Origin of the sequence: Novosphingobium sp. NPDC080210 (assembly GCF_050281025.1) — a bacterium.
Taxonomy (GTDB): domain Bacteria; phylum Pseudomonadota; class Alphaproteobacteria; order Sphingomonadales; family Sphingomonadaceae; genus Novosphingobium.
Genome location: NZ_JBNNWL010000006.1, coordinates 1 through 14,570, shown reverse-complemented (window position 1 = coordinate 14,570; position 14,570 = coordinate 1). Strand labels below are relative to the sequence as shown.

Below are 14,570 nucleotides of genomic sequence, written 5' to 3'. Positions count from 1 at the left end.
GCGCAAGACGATGCTAACCCCTGTTGACGATGGCCCGGCCATCGTTGCCTGCAACACCTGTCGCCACAGCAAGGACAAACGCGAAGATGCCGCAGGCCAGCGCGGCGGTGCGAAACTGGTCGCAGCCCTGCGCGCCGTGCGCGAGAGCGATGAGCGCTTTGCCGGTGTCGCGGTGCAGGAAATGCCTTGCCTGTTTGCCTGCACGGATTTTTGCACGGTCCACCTGCGCGCTCCGGGCAAGGTCGGATATGTGCTGGGCCGTTTCTCCCCGGATGAAGACGCAGCCACCGCCATTCTCGAATACGCCGCGCTTTACGCGCAAAGCGAACATGGCCGGGTGCCGTTCAAGCAATGGCCGCAAGGCGTGAAGGGCCACTTTATCACCCGCACCCCCCCGCCGGGCTTTGTCGCCGAATGAGCCACTTTGCGTCCCGCGCGGCCTTTGAGACGGCCCTCGCCAATCTGCCCGCTGCCGATGATGCAGCCATCGCCGCTGCCCGCGCGCGGCAGGCAGAGCTCACCAAGCCGCCCGGATCGCTCGGCCGGCTGGAAGACATCGCCATTTTCATGGCCAGCTGGCAGGGCCATGACCGCCCCGTCATCGAACGCGGGCGGACGGCGATCTTTGCCGGAAACCATGGCTTCGTCGTCCACGGTGTCAGCGCCTTTCCCGCGAGCGTAACGGCGGCCATGGTCGGCAATTTTGCCGCAGGCGGCGCGGCGATCAACGCGCTGGCGGGAATGGCGGGGCTCGATCTCAAGGTTGTCGCGCTCGACCTTGAGCGGCCGACGGCGGATTTCACCATCGCCCCCGCGATGGACGAGGCGGAATGCCTTGCCGCCCTTTCGGCAGGCGCTGAAATCGTGACGCCGGACCTCCATATCCTGACCGTGGGCGAAATGGGCATCGGCAACACCACCGCCGCCGCCGCCCTGTGCGCCCGTAGCTTTGGCGGCTCGGCAGCCGAATGGGTGGGACCGGGTACGGGCGTCGATTCCTCCGGCATCGCCCGCAAGGTGGCGGTCGTCGAACGCGCGCTGGCGCATCATGGTACGGCATGCGAGACCCCGTTCGAAACCCTGCGCCGTCTTGGCGGGCGGGAAATCGCGGCGATTGCTGGGGCCATCCTGCGGGCGCGTCAGCTGCGTATACCCGTCGTTCTCGATGGCTTCATCACCTGCGCGGCCATCGCGCCCCTGGCGGCGGCGGCCCCCGGCATCACCGACCATTGCATCGCGGGGCACTGCTCGGCCGAACCCGGCCATCGCCGCGTGCTGGAACGGCTGGGGCTTTCCCCGATCCTTGCGCTGGACATGCGGCTTGGCGAAGGCAGCGGGGCGGCGGTTGCCGTATCGGTCATCCGTTCTGCGCTTGCCGCCCACGCACAGATGGCGACTTTCGCCGAAGCCGGGGTCGCAGGCGAACTGTGAGCGCGTTTCTTGTCCATCTCATGCGCCACGGCGCGCCGCAAACGCCCGGCCTGCTGCTCGGCCGGACTGACGCGCCATCCACGCCGGGCGGAATTGCCGCCTGCCTGGAACGGGCCCGCGCCTTGCCGTTCGACGCGCTGATCGCCTCCGACCTTTGCCGTGCAGCAAGGGCGGCCGAGGCGATAGGCGAACCGCGCGGCTTGCCGGTGGCGCTGGATCCGCGTTGGCGCGAACTGGATTTCGGCGATTGGGACGGGCTTGCCCCCGAACATGTCGAAAGGCCCGCGATGGCCGCCTTCTGGGACGATCCGGACGCCAATCCGCCGCCGGGGGGAGAACGCTGGTCCGCCCTCACTGCCCGCGTTGATGGCGCCCTTGCCGCCATACCGGAACGCAACACCCTTGTGGTTACCCATGGCGGTGCCATCCGGGCAGCGCTGGCCTGCCTGTTCGGCTTTGAACAGCGCCATCTGTGGGCCTTCGAACTGCCCTATGCCGCCGTCGTCAGCCTGCGCATCTGGCCCGGCGCCGGGCGCACCGCGCAGATTGCAGGACTGCAAGCATGAAGGGCTTGTGCATTGCCGTCCAATTCCTGACGCGGTTGCCGGCGCCGCGCGTTTCTGTCTCTGCCGAAGCCTTTGCCGCCTCGATCCGATGGTTCCCGGCGGTAGGCGGGCTGATCGGCGCCATCGTGGCGGCGGCGGGATGGGCCGGAGCCTGGATCGACAGCTGGACAGGTGCGCTCACCGCACTGGTTGCATGGATACTGGTCACGGGCGCGCTCCATCTTGATGGGCTGGGCGACATCGCCGATGCCAGTGGCGCGGCGCATAAGGACCGGGCCCGTCTGGACGCGGTTCTGGCCGATCCGCATGTCGGCAGTTTCGGTGTCACGGCCATCACTCTCCAACTGATTGCCAAGCTGGTGCTGCTCCATGCGCTTATCGATCGAGGCCTGTTCCCGGCCCTCGCGCTGGTGCCCCTCGCCGCCCGCATCGCGCCGCTGGCCTGGACACGCTGGATCGCCCCGCTGCACGATGGCCTAGGCGCGCGTTTTAGAGGCGCGGTGCGGACCGCCGATCTTGCCTTATGGACCATCGCCTTGCTCAGCCTCTCATGGTTCGCCCCGGCCTTGCTGGCCGCCATCCCGGCCATGGCGCTGTGGGCCGTCTGGATCGCGCGCAAGATCGGTGGGATTTCAGGCGACGGACATGGCGCGGGCATCGAACTGGTCGAGACGGTGCTGCTGCTTGCCCTGAGCGTGGAGGCTGCGCTGTGACAACGAACCGCTGGACATGGCATGGCGGCGGGCTTGCCGCTGCGCGCACGCATTTCGGCACGGGGGAGGAAGACTGGCTCGACCTGTCCACCGGGATCAACCCCCACGCTTGGTCCGGTGCCGACACGATAGCGATAGACTGGCGCGCCTTGCCCGAGGAAGGCGCATTGCGGGCGCTGGAAGAAGCTGCGGCAGCGCATTTTGGCTGCGATGCGGACCATGTCTGCGCGGTCCCGGGAACCGAGGTGGGCCTGCGCCTTTGCGGCGATCTGTTCGCCGGCCCGGCCCATCACATTGCCCCCACCTATCGCACTCATGGTGAGATGATGCCGGGCAGCGAAGCTGTGCCTGTCGAGGATCTTGACCATGCGCATGGAACCACGCTGATCCTAGCCAATCCGAACAACCCGGACGGGCGCTTGCTGGAGCGCCGCGCGCTGATGGACATGCTCGATCATCGCGGGCAGGAAGGCTGGCTTATCCTTGATGAAGCCTTTGCCGATTGCCATCCCGAACATGGTTTTGCGGCAGCTGTTGCGGACGAACGCAAGCTCGTCATCTTCCGTTCGTTCGGCAAGTTCTTCGGGCTGGCCGGCCTGCGCCTCGGTTTCGTGATCGCCCCGCGCCCGATCATCGCGCGCTTGCGCGGCAAGCTCGGCGCCTGGCCCGTATCGGCTGCCGCCCTTGCCATCGGCACCGCCGCTTATCGCGATGCCGCTTGGATTGCCGCGATGCGCCGCCAGCTTGATGCCGAAGCCGGCGAGCTGGACGTTCTGCTGAAAGAGCGCGGTTACACGGTCCTCGGGCAATGCCCGCTGTTCCGGCTGATCGCCTGCGACAGGGCGCAGCCCCTGTTCGAACATCTGGCGCGGCATGCCATTCTCACCCGTCCGTTCGACCAGCACCCCGGTTGGCTACGCATTGGCCTGCCGGGCAGCCACGAGGCCTTGTTCCGCTTCATCACGGCGATGCCGGACCATGCCTGAACCGATTGCGATCACGGCTCTTGCCCTTGATGCGGCGATAGGCTGGCCCCATGCCCTCTATCGCCGGCTCGGCCACCCCGTGGGCCTCTTCGCCCGGATCATTACGGGGTGCGAAAGCCGTTGGAACAAGCCGGATTTCAGCAACAGCCGCCGGCGTATACTGGGCGTGGCCTGCGTCCTGATCCTTCTGGCCGGGACGATAGGCGCAGGGCTTGTCCTTGAACATCTGTTCCGCAGCTTCCTTGGCCCTCTTGCATGGCTTGCCGTCGCCGTTCTGGCATGGCCCGCGCTTGCCCAGCGCAGCCTTTACGATCATGTCCGCCCGATTGCCCTTGCGCTGGCTCGGAACGATCTGCCCGCCGCCCGCGAAGCGGTGGGAATGATCGTGGGGCGCGATACGCGCGAACTCGATCAATCCGGCATTGCCCGCGCGGCCATCGAAAGCCTCGCCGAAAGCTTCTGCGACGGCATAGCAGCACCCCTGTTCTGGCTGATCGTGGGAGGATTGCCGGGCGTCTGGGCATACAAGGCCATCAACACGGCAGACAGCCTGATCGGCCACCGCGAAGAACGCTGGCGTGCCTTCGGATGGGCGGCGGCGCGTACCGATGACCTTTTGAACCTCGTTCCTGCCCGGATCGGCGGGGCAGTAATCTGCATGGCCGGTGGCGGCGGCTGGACAACGATGTGGCGCGATCACGCCCGCCATGCCTCACCCAATGCGGGCTGGACCGAAGCGGCCATGGCCGGTGCGCTCGGGCTGCGGCTGGCCGGCCCGATATCCTATGATGGCGTGGTTCACGAAAAGCCGTGGATCGGCCAGGGCAAAACCGATACCGACGCCGCCGATGTCCGGCGCGCGATCCGGGTCTATGTGCGATCATGTCTGGTTCTGGCGGGGATCGCCACGGCCATTGCCTTGGGAGATTGGTGATGGGCGCGCTGATGCTGCAAGGCACAGGCTCGGATGTTGGCAAATCGGTTCTGGTGGCCGGCTTGTGCCGGGCCTTTGCCAATCGCGGGCTGACGATCCGCCCCTTCAAGCCGCAAAACATGTCCAACAACGCCGCCGTCACCGCCGATGGCGGCGAAATAGGGCGTGCGCAGGCCTTGCAGGCCATGGCCTGCCGCACCGAACCTCATACTGACATGAACCCCGTCCTGCTCAAGCCACAGGCGGACCATACATCGCAACTGGTTGTGCATGGCAAAGTCCGTGGCACGCTGGGCGGCGGCAATTTCCGCGCCGCGCGCCGCGTGCTGATGCCCGATGTGCTGGAAAGCTGGCATCGCCTGCGCGAACAATGCGATGTCGTGGTCGTCGAAGGCGCCGGTTCCGCAGCCGAAATCAACCTGCGCGAAGGGGACATCGCCAATATGGGCTTTGCCCGCGCCGCCGATCTGCCCGTCGTGCTGGTGGGCGATATCGACCGGGGCGGCGTGATCGCAGCGCTGGTCGGCACAAAGGCCGTGCTCGACCCTGCCGATGCAGCCATGATCCGGGGCTTCATCATCAACAAGTTTCGCGGCGATCCGGCCCTGTTCGAAGATGGATACCGGCAAATCGAAGCCCTCTCGGGCTGGCGCGGCTATGGGGTGGTACCGTGGCTACGGGCCACCGCGCAGCTGCCCAGCGAAGACGCGGTCGTGCTGGAACGCTCCCGGCAACAGACCAGTGGTACGATCCGGATAGCCTGTCCGATCCTCCCCCGAATTGCCAATTTCGATGATCTTGATCCCCTGAGGGCGGAAAGCGCGGTCGAACTTGTGATGGTGCCGCCGGGGCAGGTCATCCCGCCAGACTGCGTCCTCATCATCCTGCCCGGCTCCAAGGCCACAATCGCTGACATGGCCGCCATTCGGGAACAGGGATGGGATATCGATATCCTTGCCCATCACCGGCGGGGGGGCGCTATCCTGGGCATTTGCGGCGGCTATCAGATGCTGGGCAAGCGCATCCGCGATCCGCACGGGATAGAAGGCTCGGCAGGCGAAAGCGACGGGCTTGGCCTGCTGGACATTGAAACCACGCTGACCACTCAAAAGGCGCTGCGCCACGTACAAGGCGTAGCGTTGGGGCACGCGTTCGAAGGCTTTGAAATGCACATGGGCGAAACAGGTGGTCCCGCCTGTGCGCGTCCTTTTGCAACCCTTGAAGGCAATCGCCCGGATGGCGCGATCAGTGCCGATGGCCGGGTCATGGGCAGTTACGTTCACGGCGCCCTTGCCAGCACCGACCTTCGCGCCGCCATCTTGCAGCGACTTGGAAGCGCATCGGACGGGCATGATCATGCCACTGCCATTGATGCCGCCCTTGACGGAATAGCCGCCGAACTGGAATCCCGTCTCGATATTGAAGGGCTGCTAGAGCTTGCCCAGGGAGGTGCGCATGCCTAGTCTTTTCGTGCTGGGCGGGGCCCGTTCCGGCAAGAGCCGTTATGCGCAGCAACGCGCCGAAGCGACCGGCCTGTCCCCCCTCTACATCGCCACGGCGCAAGCTTGGGACGATGAAATGCGTGATCGCATCCGCCTGCACCAAGATGAGCGCGGCCATGCCTGGTCCACCATTGAGGTTCCTCTAGCGCTTGCCGAAGCGATCCGGAGGCACGATACGCCCGATGTTGCGCTTCTGGTCGATTGCCTCACATTGTGGGTCACCAACCTGCTGCTGTCAGATCACGATATCGAGGCAGCCACCGCCAGCCTGACGAACGCGGTCGCCAGCGCCAGAGGCCATGTGATCCTTGTTAGCAACGAAGTGGGGCTTGGTATCGTCCCCGAAAACGCCCTTGCCCGCCGGTTCCGCGACGAGGCCGGCAAGGTCAACCAGAGGGTTGCCGCCGCCGCCAGCGAAGTCCAGTTCATCGCCGCCGGATTGAATATCCGCATTAAATGATCCGCCCAAAGTGCGTACCGTTTCCCACGACGATCTCAGCGACAGGCGGCGGCGTCTTTGAGGGATCTGGATTCAGGCACCGAAGGCGTAGGCATCCATACGCAGGACGCCGTAAGTGGTGCTGCTGTGCAACCGGGTCGCCTTCGTATCATTTCCTGCTGCGCCGAGCGCCACGAACAGCGGCAGCAGGTGTTCTTCAGTCGGATGATTGCGCGCAGCATTGGGGGCAAGGTTGAGATAAGCCAGAAGGTCACAGCTACGCTGTTCGGTCAGCGCCCGGTCAAACCACTCGGCAAAGTCGCTCACCCACTCCGGCTCGGCCATGCCTTGCTGGCCGCGCCAGCTAGACAGATCATGCGTGAAGCTCCCGCTGCCAACCACCAACACACCCTCGCAGGTGAGCGGGGCGATCGCACGTCCGACCTCAAGATGGTGTCCAGGGCCAAGGTGCCCCTGCACCGACAGCTGGACCACCGGGATTTTGGCATCGGGCCAGGCGATCATCAACGGAACCCATGCCCCATGATCGAGGCCGCGAGTGGTATCGGTCGCAGCCACGAGACCGGCGTCACCAAGCAGTTCCACCACGCGCGCGGCCAGTTCCGGATCGCCCGGCGCGGGGTAGCCAAGCCGGTAGAGTTCGGGCGCGAACCCGCCGAAGTCATGGATTGTGCGATTCACTTCCACGGCGTTGACGGTGGGCAGACGCGTTTCCCAATGCGCGGAAACCGCAAGGATTGCGCGCGGACGTTCGATCGTGGCCGCCAGCCCCTCGAGGAAGTGCCGGGCTGGCACATCCTCGAAGGGCAGGCTCGGCGCCCCGTGTGACAGGAAGAGCGGGCGCAGCATGGCGATCAGCTCTGCGCCGGTTGCTGACGACCGCGCAGGGCATAAGCGCCATCACCGAGTAACGCTTGCACCACCAGCACAATCGACCAGAAGACCGGGAATTCCCAGCCACCACCTGCGTTCGAGAAGGTGAAACCGTTACCGGCGTGCGGGATGATCGATCCAAGCAGAATCGGCAGCGCGGCAAGTGCGGCAAGGCGCGAGTGGATTCCCAGGATCATCGCCAGGCCAAGGCCAATCTCGCCAGCCATCACCGGATAGGCAGCAATGCCGGGGAAGCCGATGCTTTCAAAGAAACCGGCGGTGCCGGCGGGGGTGAAGACGATGAGCTTGATGAGCCCGTGAGTGAGAAGCAAGGCGCCGCTGGTGACGCGCAGCAGTGTCGTGGCAGCGGCAGTTCGATCGATGGTGTTCATGGCTGGCTCCTTTGTTCGATGACCACATCTTAAGCCAGCGCACGGATGTATGGAATTCACCAAACTTGACGAATGGTCATGCGTTTATGCATATCTAAAGTATGGACTGGGACGATCTGCGCACCTTTCTGGCGATTGCCCGCTACGGCACCCTTTCGGCCGCCGCTCGCGCCCTCGGTGTGGCCCAGCCAACCATGGGCCGTCGGCTGGCGGCGATGGAAGAGCGCACGGGCGCGCGCCTGCTCCAGCGCCACCCCGGTCGGTTCGCGCTCACCCCGCTGGGAGAAACAGTCCTCGGCAATGCCGAGCGGATCGAAGCCGAAGTTCTTGCCGCCGAACGCGCGATCACGGGCCGCGATGCCGCGCTCGAAGGCGTCGTGCGGCTGACCACAGTGGACACGCTGGCGGCCCGGATTGTGGCCCCGGCGCTGGCCGCTCTGCAATGCCGGCATCCGGGCATTGTCATCGAACTGGTGCCCGATACCCGGTCGCTCAGCCTGTCACGACGCGAGGCGGACATTGCGCTGCGCATGTCGCGGTTTGAAGGTCATGAAGTTGTCGCACGGCGCGCGGGCCGCCTCGCCATGGGCATATACGCAACGCCCGAATGGCGTGATCGCATCGGCACGGAGCAGGTCAGACTGATTTCCGTGCTCGACGACCAGGCCCACCTGCCTGAGGCCAAATGGCTGCTCGAGATATTCCCCGATGCTGTCGTCGGCTTCCGGTCGAACAGCCGGGAGGTGCAGCTCCAGACGGCGCTGGCCGGCGGCGGGGTCGCCGCACTCGCGCGCTACCGCGCGGATGCGGAGCCCGGACTGGTGCGTCTGTGTCATGGCCGGCCCCCGCTGGTGCGCGATATCTGGCTGGGGGTTCACAGCGACATGCGCCACATGCCCCGGATGCGCGCCGTCATGGATGCAATCATCGGCGCATTGAAGGCCAGCGACGCCATTATCAATCCAGTTGATTGACGTTGGGCTCCATCATTTGGCGACACGCACAAACGCACTCCTGCAATGCAATGGCTTTCGGCAGGTATTTCGGCTATAACCTTCGACGCCAAGGTGGCGATGAAGGCTTGGCATTGCCTCGGCAGACACAGGAGGCTCACATGACCGACGACGAAAAGAAATCCGCTATCGCGGTTCTGAACCGGATCATGGAGGCGGAACTGGCGGGAGTCGTCCGCTACACGCACTATTCGCTGATGGTCTACGGCTATAACCGAATTCCGATAGTGTCGTGGCTGGAAGGCAACGCTTCGGAAGGATTGGCTCACGCGCGCAAGGCGGGCGAACTTGTCACACTGTTGGGTGGCCATCCCTCGCTGCAGATCGGCCCACTGCTGGAGACCGCAAGGCACGACATCGGCGATATCCTGCGTGAAAGCCTTGAGCATGAGAAATCCACGCTTGGGCTCTACTACGAGTTACTCGAGGTTGCCGCTAACCGGTCCGTTCTGCTCGAAGAGTATGCCCGCGAGATGATCATGCTGGAGGAACTACACCTCGACGAGGTCAACAAGATGTTGCGCAGGCCGGGTGATGTGGAGGCGTTCAAGGAATAGAAATCCTTCGCTAAAGATCCTGTTCCGCTTCCTGACGGGCATCATTGGTGTTCGTCTTCGGCCAGATTCCGAAAGAATTCGATGTCGCCGTCCGGCTCATCCCACCGATCCGCGATCTTGGCCCAGCGATCAACCCTCGCCCGAAAATCGAGATCATCGATGGATATGTGAAACGTGTAGAGCCGGTCCACGATTTCACGCATCAAGACGCGCATCTGGTCATTGCTCAAATAGCTGATATTCGGATATTCTATAAATCCGACCCCCGGTCGCTAACTCGCGGGCGTGAAAACTTTGGATCGGGGGCGGTTTCCGGTTCCAAACCCCTACGCTTTTACCCTCCCCCCCTCCATCTCGCGCGTCGGCGCGCGGGCGGACGCAGGACTTCATGACGCACTTGTGCCGCTAGAATGACGGGTTTTGGCACGTAAGCCTTTGTAAATGAACAGATGATGCACCCACCCCCTAACCATTACATGTGCGGGCGAGGGATGGATAAATTCATGTTTATTTCCCCTGTATATAAAATGGTTGAGGGGTAAGTGCGTCATCCGTTCATTATCATGCACTTAGGCGTCAAAACCCGTCATTATCGCGACACAGGTGCGACATGGCTTACGCTCCGTGAGCGGTCTTGATCCTTAGCCCCATGAACACCCGGCCGACGCTGGTCCGCTTGTAGCTGATCCCTGATACATTGGCCTGGATGCGCTGTACGAACCCGTTGATCGCTGGCAGCTTGTCACCCTTGAACCCTTCGGTGGTCGCCCAGTTCTGGAACGAGGAATAGGCGGACCTTGTGGTGAGGTAGGGACTACCGGGCACGAACGGGAACACCTCGGTGCATTCGTCGAGCCAGGCGAGCACCGGATCTGCGCCGTATATCCATTCGGTCAGTGCCGGGCTGCATGAGATCGGAATGGTGAAGTTCCGGAGCGCAACGAGCCGCGACGCGCCGGCCACTACCCAGGCGAGCAGGAGATCGGCCTCATCCCGGGCAATGCGCTGGCCAATGTTCTCAATGCGCTCCTCCTTGGGGATCGTGCGGTTGAACGGGATCACCAGCAATCGCCTTTGCACGCCGCGATCGATCCCACCCTGGAAGGCCGGAAGGTTATTCGTGGCGAACAGGTTCTGGGCGATCGAGCGGAACTCGATCCGGCTCTTGTAGACGTCGCGCCCTTCGATGGGTTCGCCGGTCACGATCGACTTGAACGTGTCGGAAGCCACTGCCGCCGAGGAGAGTTCGTCGGTGGCATTGAGGAGCTTGCCGACCAGGCCAATAACATGCCGCTCATCACCCATGCGTGCGGCTGGCACCGAGCAGATGGCATTGGCTGGTAGCAGTCCCCTCGCGAGATCCAGGATCTGACTTTTGCCGTTTTCGGCGGTTTGCCCATAGAGGATGACAGCCTTGGGCTGGATAAGGTGGGTCGCATAGCCCAGAGCAGCTGCGCCGCAGATCTCGGCGAGCAAGGTGACCTTCTCGTCCGCTTCAGGATCTCCGAGGAAAGCCCCGCCCAGCAGCTTTGCGAGCAGGCTCCCTTCAGGTGGCTGGGAAGCATTACCGCCTTGCCACTGCCCCGGCAAGGTATGACGGCAGCGCATGGACGGATCATGCGGTGTGAGAGTGGGCACGCCCTGCTCGTCGAACCGGATGAACCCCGAAGCGCAGTTGATCCCGATCGGCCGGCCAGCGAAGAACTCGGGCTCGAAGCACAGCGTGGCACATTCATTGATGATGGAATCGATCCGCCCTTTGCCGAGTTTGACCCGCGAGGGCTCTCCGCTGGGCGTCTCGTATTCGGCGCCATCATACCGGTGCACGGCCATGCGCAGCAGGCGGTCGGGAACCGGCTGCCAGTGGGTGCGCTCGTAATGCCAGAACGCCCCTTCGGCATGGACGACCCGCCCGAGCCGCTCGGTCAGATCCTCCCGCACGCGCTGCGCAAGTTCCACATCCGAACCGATGTAGACCTGTTTTGCGCTGGTCCTTCCAAAAGCATCTGGCAGAACCGCTGCCGCGATAGCCATCCGCACAGCTTCTTCGCCGGCATTGCGCAGGACATCGTTGAAGTCCTGGCTCTCCGGCGGAGAGGCCAACAGGGTAATGAAGCCCCGCGCCTTAAGGGTGGCAAGGGTGCGTTCCATCTGCCCGTCCGCTGGACTGCCCGGAATGTCCCCGTCGCGCGCCACAATCACTTCGGCGCCCTCTGGCAGAGGAGCCTTCGCGATATTGCTGATGCCAAGGCACGCCCATGTTTCCTGACCCGTAGCCTGACACAGCGACAGGGCCGTCTCGATCCCTTCGCACAGGATGACTGGCGCTCTGCCCGGCAGCCTGACGGCCGAGCGCTCGGCCCAGCCCTCCACCGCCTTGTTGGTGCGCTTGGCAGGGTGCACCGGAGCCTTCTCACCGCTGCTGGTCAAATAGACCTGCTGCACTGCAAGCACCTCACCGGCATCGCCCGTCGCAAGGCCTACCAGCGCCCCGTATTGGCGCATGGCGCCCTCGCGGTAGCGGATGGATTGCGGCAACGGCATGGTGATCCCGCGGCTACGCAGATAGACCTCCGCGGAGGTGCCCTGCGCCGGGCCGGACTGCACGACGATATTGGCGACCTTGGCCGCGAATTCGGTTGGCGCAGAAGGCGGTGCGGCTGGTGGAGGAGCTGCCACCCCCGCTGCCGATGACAGCACGGGTTCTGCTTTCGGCTTCATGGGCTTGGCTGGAGCTGCCGGCAGGGTTGAAACCCCCAGCCAGTCATCAGCCCATGCGCAGGCTTCTTTGAGATCGCAGTGCTGAATATGCTGGATCAATTCGAGCCCACCGCCGCCCTTGCCCGCCTCGTGATCGAACCAGACGCCGGGCTCGGCTCCACCAATATTGACGCTCGTGCTGCCCTTGTTGCCAAAACGCAGTTCATCACGGGTCGACAGTTTACGGTTGGGCGTGCCCAGAAGATGCAATGCCAGTTCCTCCATCCGCTCGCCCAGCAGGCGGGCAGTGGTGGTGATGCCGCCATGGATGGCCGGGCGGCGCGGCCTGGTGCTGTTGCCTTGGTTCAGCATTGGACCTCCGGCTTCACCGTGCACAGGGTGATCGGGAGTTTGGGGGCGGCGCGGCGCAGGCACGAGAGCCACTCCAGTTCACGTTCTGGCAGGGTCTCGATGATCAGAACATTGCGGCGGCCGATAGCTGCTTGCTGGCTCATCTGGTCATAGACCTCATGGAGCGCCTCGCAGGCGATAATGGCGGCGACATCAGCCTCACGAATGAGACGGGCCAGCATCTTCCTGCCGAAGGCCTTAGGCCCCAGCGCCTGATGCATGTCATCGCCGATGAGGGCGATAAACGGTTTTACCAGAACACTCGGCAAAGCCTCACCGAGCTCTTTGACGCCCTGCGGCACGAAAACCAGGCTCACACCATAATAGCGCACGGCCTGCATCACCGGGGTCAGATGCCGCCCACCCTGCTGGCAGGCTGCCAGCACATGATCGGGCACTTTCAGAAGCGGGACTTCAACGGCCATGGAAGCCTCCCCGCGTTGCGGCGAACTCGGCCGTATTGTTGAATACCTGGGTGTTCTCGTAGGCCTCGATGTCTTCGAGGCGATAGACGACCCGGCCGCCAATCTTGAGGTAGCGCGGGCCGCAGCCGGCCCAGCGCCAACGCTCCAGCGTACGCGGGCTGATGGTCCAGCGATCGGAAAGATCACTTTGGCTAAGATGTCTGATGGTCATGCATATCTCCTGCGGGCCGCACTGTGGGCCCGGGCTGGAGGTGCAGGTTCAGACTGGGGGATGTCGTGGCCCTGGGCTGGGGATCAAATGCAGATTCTGCTGGAGGACCACCCGGGGTTGAGTGGGGGATAGCGGGGGATCGGCGTGGGATGGAGTGGGGTACCGACACTCATCATCACGCAGGATTGCCGCGATTCGTTGCGCGCAAACCCGTGAGATCGGGTGGGTTACTGCTGGGTGGGGATGGCGAGCCGGTATAGCCCGCGTCCATCTGACAGGATCAACGTGTTCCATTTGTCGCCGGTGCCGAACAGGTCCCGCAAACGATCGCCTTCCGACCCGACATGCTCGAGCAAATCACGCCCGGAGCACCAGGGCTGCCCAAGCATATGGGCACGGTGCAGGTATTTGATGACGCCGGCCTGTTTGGGCCCCAGCGTGAACTTGCGATCGTGCATATGCACTGCACGATAATCAGCAGAATGGCCAAAAGGTCCTGTGGCATCTGACGCGCGAGATGCGAGCCATTGCCGTTCAACCCGCTCGCGCTCGGCATGGCGAACCATAAGCTCATCGACTTTGATCACTGTCTGGTCGCGGAAGTAATATGGGAAATGTCCCGCCGCCCCATCAGGCATGCTGAAGCAGGCGATCTGGGTCTCACCTTTGCGCAGGATGGCGACAGCATCGGAAGCGTTGAGGTCAAGCATGCCACTATAGACCCGGCGCTTGGCATCTGTCGGAAGATGCGGTCCTGAGGGCATGGTCACCAGTGTCTGGGAATAGACAACGATCGACAGCTTCAGTCTGCCGGTGGCGATCAGATACTGTACGTCATGATCCGCCATCTCCCAGGCCGCCTGGAGCTCAGCGAGAGTATAGAACTCCTTGGTCAGCAGGCGCATGGATCCCCCGGCGATTCGATGAAGTTGCCATTATGTTCCGCCATGCAGGTCTACGCAAGGCCACGCCAAGTTCGTCAAGATTGCCAAAGGCGGCAAAACACCCTGAAGGTCGACAGCCAGGCGAAGTCCTGCGGGCCACGAACCACGCTCAATAACGTGGGCCTTTGAGCCTTCTTGCTTCCACAGTGCTTACGGTGGCCCCAAAACGCAAAAAGCCTCCCGAAGGAGGCCGTCTTTTTCTTTATATTTCAGAATGATGTTGGTTGCGGGGGTAGGATTTGAACCTACGACCTTCAGGTTATGAGCCTGACGAGCTACCGGGCTGCTCCACCCCGCGTCACCAGAGCCAAGGGGGCGATTGCAGCCTTGGCCGAAGCTGAAAAAGCCGCCGCGCGATCGGACCGGCAGCGGCTTTTTCAAGAACATGTGAATGGGTTTTTTTCCTGTGCCCGCCGGCTTTAATGCCTGGCGACGCCCTACTCTTCCAACGC

The 14,570-nt window shown here is 63.4% G+C and carries 17 protein-coding genes and 1 tRNA gene; 10 read left to right on the top strand and 8 right to left on the bottom strand.

Translation table 11 applies throughout. The annotated features are described in order from the left end of the window. Positions 1-10: 10 nt before the first annotated feature. Genes ACQKOE_RS14335 through cobU form a run of 8 tightly spaced genes read left to right on the top strand, consistent with a single transcriptional unit; the run spans position 11 to position 6,592 of the window. Positions 11-418 carry a DUF1636 domain-containing protein gene (locus tag ACQKOE_RS14335; RefSeq protein WP_427513398.1) on the top strand — a complete coding sequence of 136 codons (408 nt, stop codon included), beginning with the start codon at positions 11-13 and terminating at the stop codon, positions 416-418. After that, positions 415-1,431 carry a nicotinate-nucleotide--dimethylbenzimidazole phosphoribosyltransferase gene (cobT, locus tag ACQKOE_RS14330; protein ID WP_427513397.1) on the top strand — a complete coding sequence of 339 codons (1,017 nt, stop codon included), beginning with the start codon at positions 415-417 and terminating at the stop codon, positions 1,429-1,431. The genes ACQKOE_RS14335 and cobT overlap by 4 nt, the downstream gene beginning before the upstream one ends. Continuing rightward, a complete protein-coding gene (locus ACQKOE_RS14325) occupies positions 1,428-1,997 on the top strand; it encodes a histidine phosphatase family protein (RefSeq protein WP_427513396.1) in 570 nt (189 codons plus the stop codon). Before cobT ends, ACQKOE_RS14325 begins: the two co-directional genes overlap by 4 nt. Then, positions 1,994-2,710 (top strand): adenosylcobinamide-GDP ribazoletransferase, encoded by a 717-nt coding sequence (gene cobS / locus ACQKOE_RS14320; RefSeq protein WP_427513395.1) that lies wholly within the window; start codon positions 1,994-1,996, stop codon positions 2,708-2,710. The genes ACQKOE_RS14325 and cobS overlap by 4 nt, the downstream gene beginning before the upstream one ends. Further along, complete coding sequence (locus tag ACQKOE_RS14315; RefSeq protein WP_427513394.1) at positions 2,707-3,696, top strand: aminotransferase class I/II-fold pyridoxal phosphate-dependent enzyme; 990 nt, start codon at positions 2,707-2,709, stop codon at positions 3,694-3,696. Before cobS ends, ACQKOE_RS14315 begins: the two co-directional genes overlap by 4 nt. Beyond that, on the top strand, positions 3,689-4,630 hold the full coding sequence (gene cbiB / locus ACQKOE_RS14310; protein WP_427513393.1) for an adenosylcobinamide-phosphate synthase CbiB: 942 nt from the start codon (positions 3,689-3,691) through the stop codon (positions 4,628-4,630). The genes ACQKOE_RS14315 and cbiB overlap by 8 nt, the downstream gene beginning before the upstream one ends. After that, on the top strand, positions 4,630-6,093 hold the full coding sequence (locus ACQKOE_RS14305) for a cobyric acid synthase (protein ID WP_427513392.1): 1,464 nt from the start codon (positions 4,630-4,632) through the stop codon (positions 6,091-6,093). Before cbiB ends, ACQKOE_RS14305 begins: the two co-directional genes overlap by 1 nt. Beyond that, positions 6,086-6,592: a bifunctional adenosylcobinamide kinase/adenosylcobinamide-phosphate guanylyltransferase gene (gene cobU / locus ACQKOE_RS14300; protein WP_427513391.1), complete on the top strand. Its 507-nt coding sequence runs from the start codon at positions 6,086-6,088 to the stop codon at positions 6,590-6,592. The genes ACQKOE_RS14305 and cobU overlap by 8 nt, the downstream gene beginning before the upstream one ends. Before the next feature lie 72 nt (positions 6,593-6,664). Here the strand turns inward: cobU and ACQKOE_RS14295 are convergent, their stop codons facing one another. Together ACQKOE_RS14295 and ACQKOE_RS14290 are read right to left on the bottom strand one after the other, a co-directional pair. Next, positions 6,665-7,441, bottom strand: a complete 777-nt coding sequence (locus tag ACQKOE_RS14295) for a DODA-type extradiol aromatic ring-opening family dioxygenase (protein ID WP_427513390.1) — start codon at positions 7,439-7,441, stop codon at positions 6,665-6,667. A 5-nt stretch (positions 7,442-7,446) separates the two neighbouring features. Continuing rightward, the gene (locus ACQKOE_RS14290; protein ID WP_427513389.1) at positions 7,447-7,857 is read right to left on the bottom strand and encodes a DoxX family protein; all 411 of its coding nucleotides are present in this window, start codon (positions 7,855-7,857) and stop codon (positions 7,447-7,449) included. 101 nt (positions 7,858-7,958) lie between these two features. Between ACQKOE_RS14290 and ACQKOE_RS14285 the strand changes: the two genes are divergently transcribed. Both ACQKOE_RS14285 and ACQKOE_RS14280 read left to right on the top strand, forming a co-directional pair. Next, complete coding sequence (locus tag ACQKOE_RS14285) at positions 7,959-8,831, top strand: LysR family transcriptional regulator (RefSeq protein ID WP_427513388.1); 873 nt, start codon at positions 7,959-7,961, stop codon at positions 8,829-8,831. A gap of 140 nt (positions 8,832-8,971) precedes the next feature. Continuing rightward, positions 8,972-9,427, top strand: a complete 456-nt coding sequence (locus tag ACQKOE_RS14280) for a ferritin-like domain-containing protein (protein ID WP_427513387.1) — start codon at positions 8,972-8,974, stop codon at positions 9,425-9,427. A gap of 41 nt (positions 9,428-9,468) precedes the next feature. Here the strand turns inward: ACQKOE_RS14280 and ACQKOE_RS14275 are convergent, their stop codons facing one another. From ACQKOE_RS14275 to ACQKOE_RS14250, 6 genes are all read right to left on the bottom strand, one after another. Then, complete coding sequence (locus tag ACQKOE_RS14275) at positions 9,469-9,630, bottom strand: hypothetical protein (protein ID WP_427513386.1); 162 nt, start codon at positions 9,628-9,630, stop codon at positions 9,469-9,471. 412 nt (positions 9,631-10,042) lie between these two features. Further along, entirely contained in the window at positions 10,043-12,499 is a 2,457-nt protein-coding gene (locus tag ACQKOE_RS14270; RefSeq protein ID WP_427513385.1) for a phage/plasmid primase, P4 family, read from the bottom strand. After that, positions 12,493-12,963 carry a hypothetical protein gene (locus tag ACQKOE_RS14265; RefSeq protein ID WP_427513384.1) on the bottom strand — a complete coding sequence of 157 codons (471 nt, stop codon included), beginning with the start codon at positions 12,961-12,963 and terminating at the stop codon, positions 12,493-12,495. The genes ACQKOE_RS14270 and ACQKOE_RS14265 overlap by 7 nt, the downstream gene beginning before the upstream one ends. Next, complete coding sequence (locus ACQKOE_RS14260; RefSeq protein WP_427513383.1) at positions 12,953-13,174, bottom strand: helix-turn-helix transcriptional regulator; 222 nt, start codon at positions 13,172-13,174, stop codon at positions 12,953-12,955. The genes ACQKOE_RS14265 and ACQKOE_RS14260 overlap by 11 nt, the downstream gene beginning before the upstream one ends. 227 nt (positions 13,175-13,401) lie before the next feature. Continuing rightward, positions 13,402-14,079, bottom strand: a complete 678-nt coding sequence (locus tag ACQKOE_RS14255) for a hypothetical protein (RefSeq protein ID WP_427513382.1) — start codon at positions 14,077-14,079, stop codon at positions 13,402-13,404. A gap of 260 nt (positions 14,080-14,339) precedes the next feature. Next, positions 14,340-14,416, bottom strand: a tRNA-Met gene (locus tag ACQKOE_RS14250). Positions 14,417-14,570 lie beyond the last annotated feature (154 nt).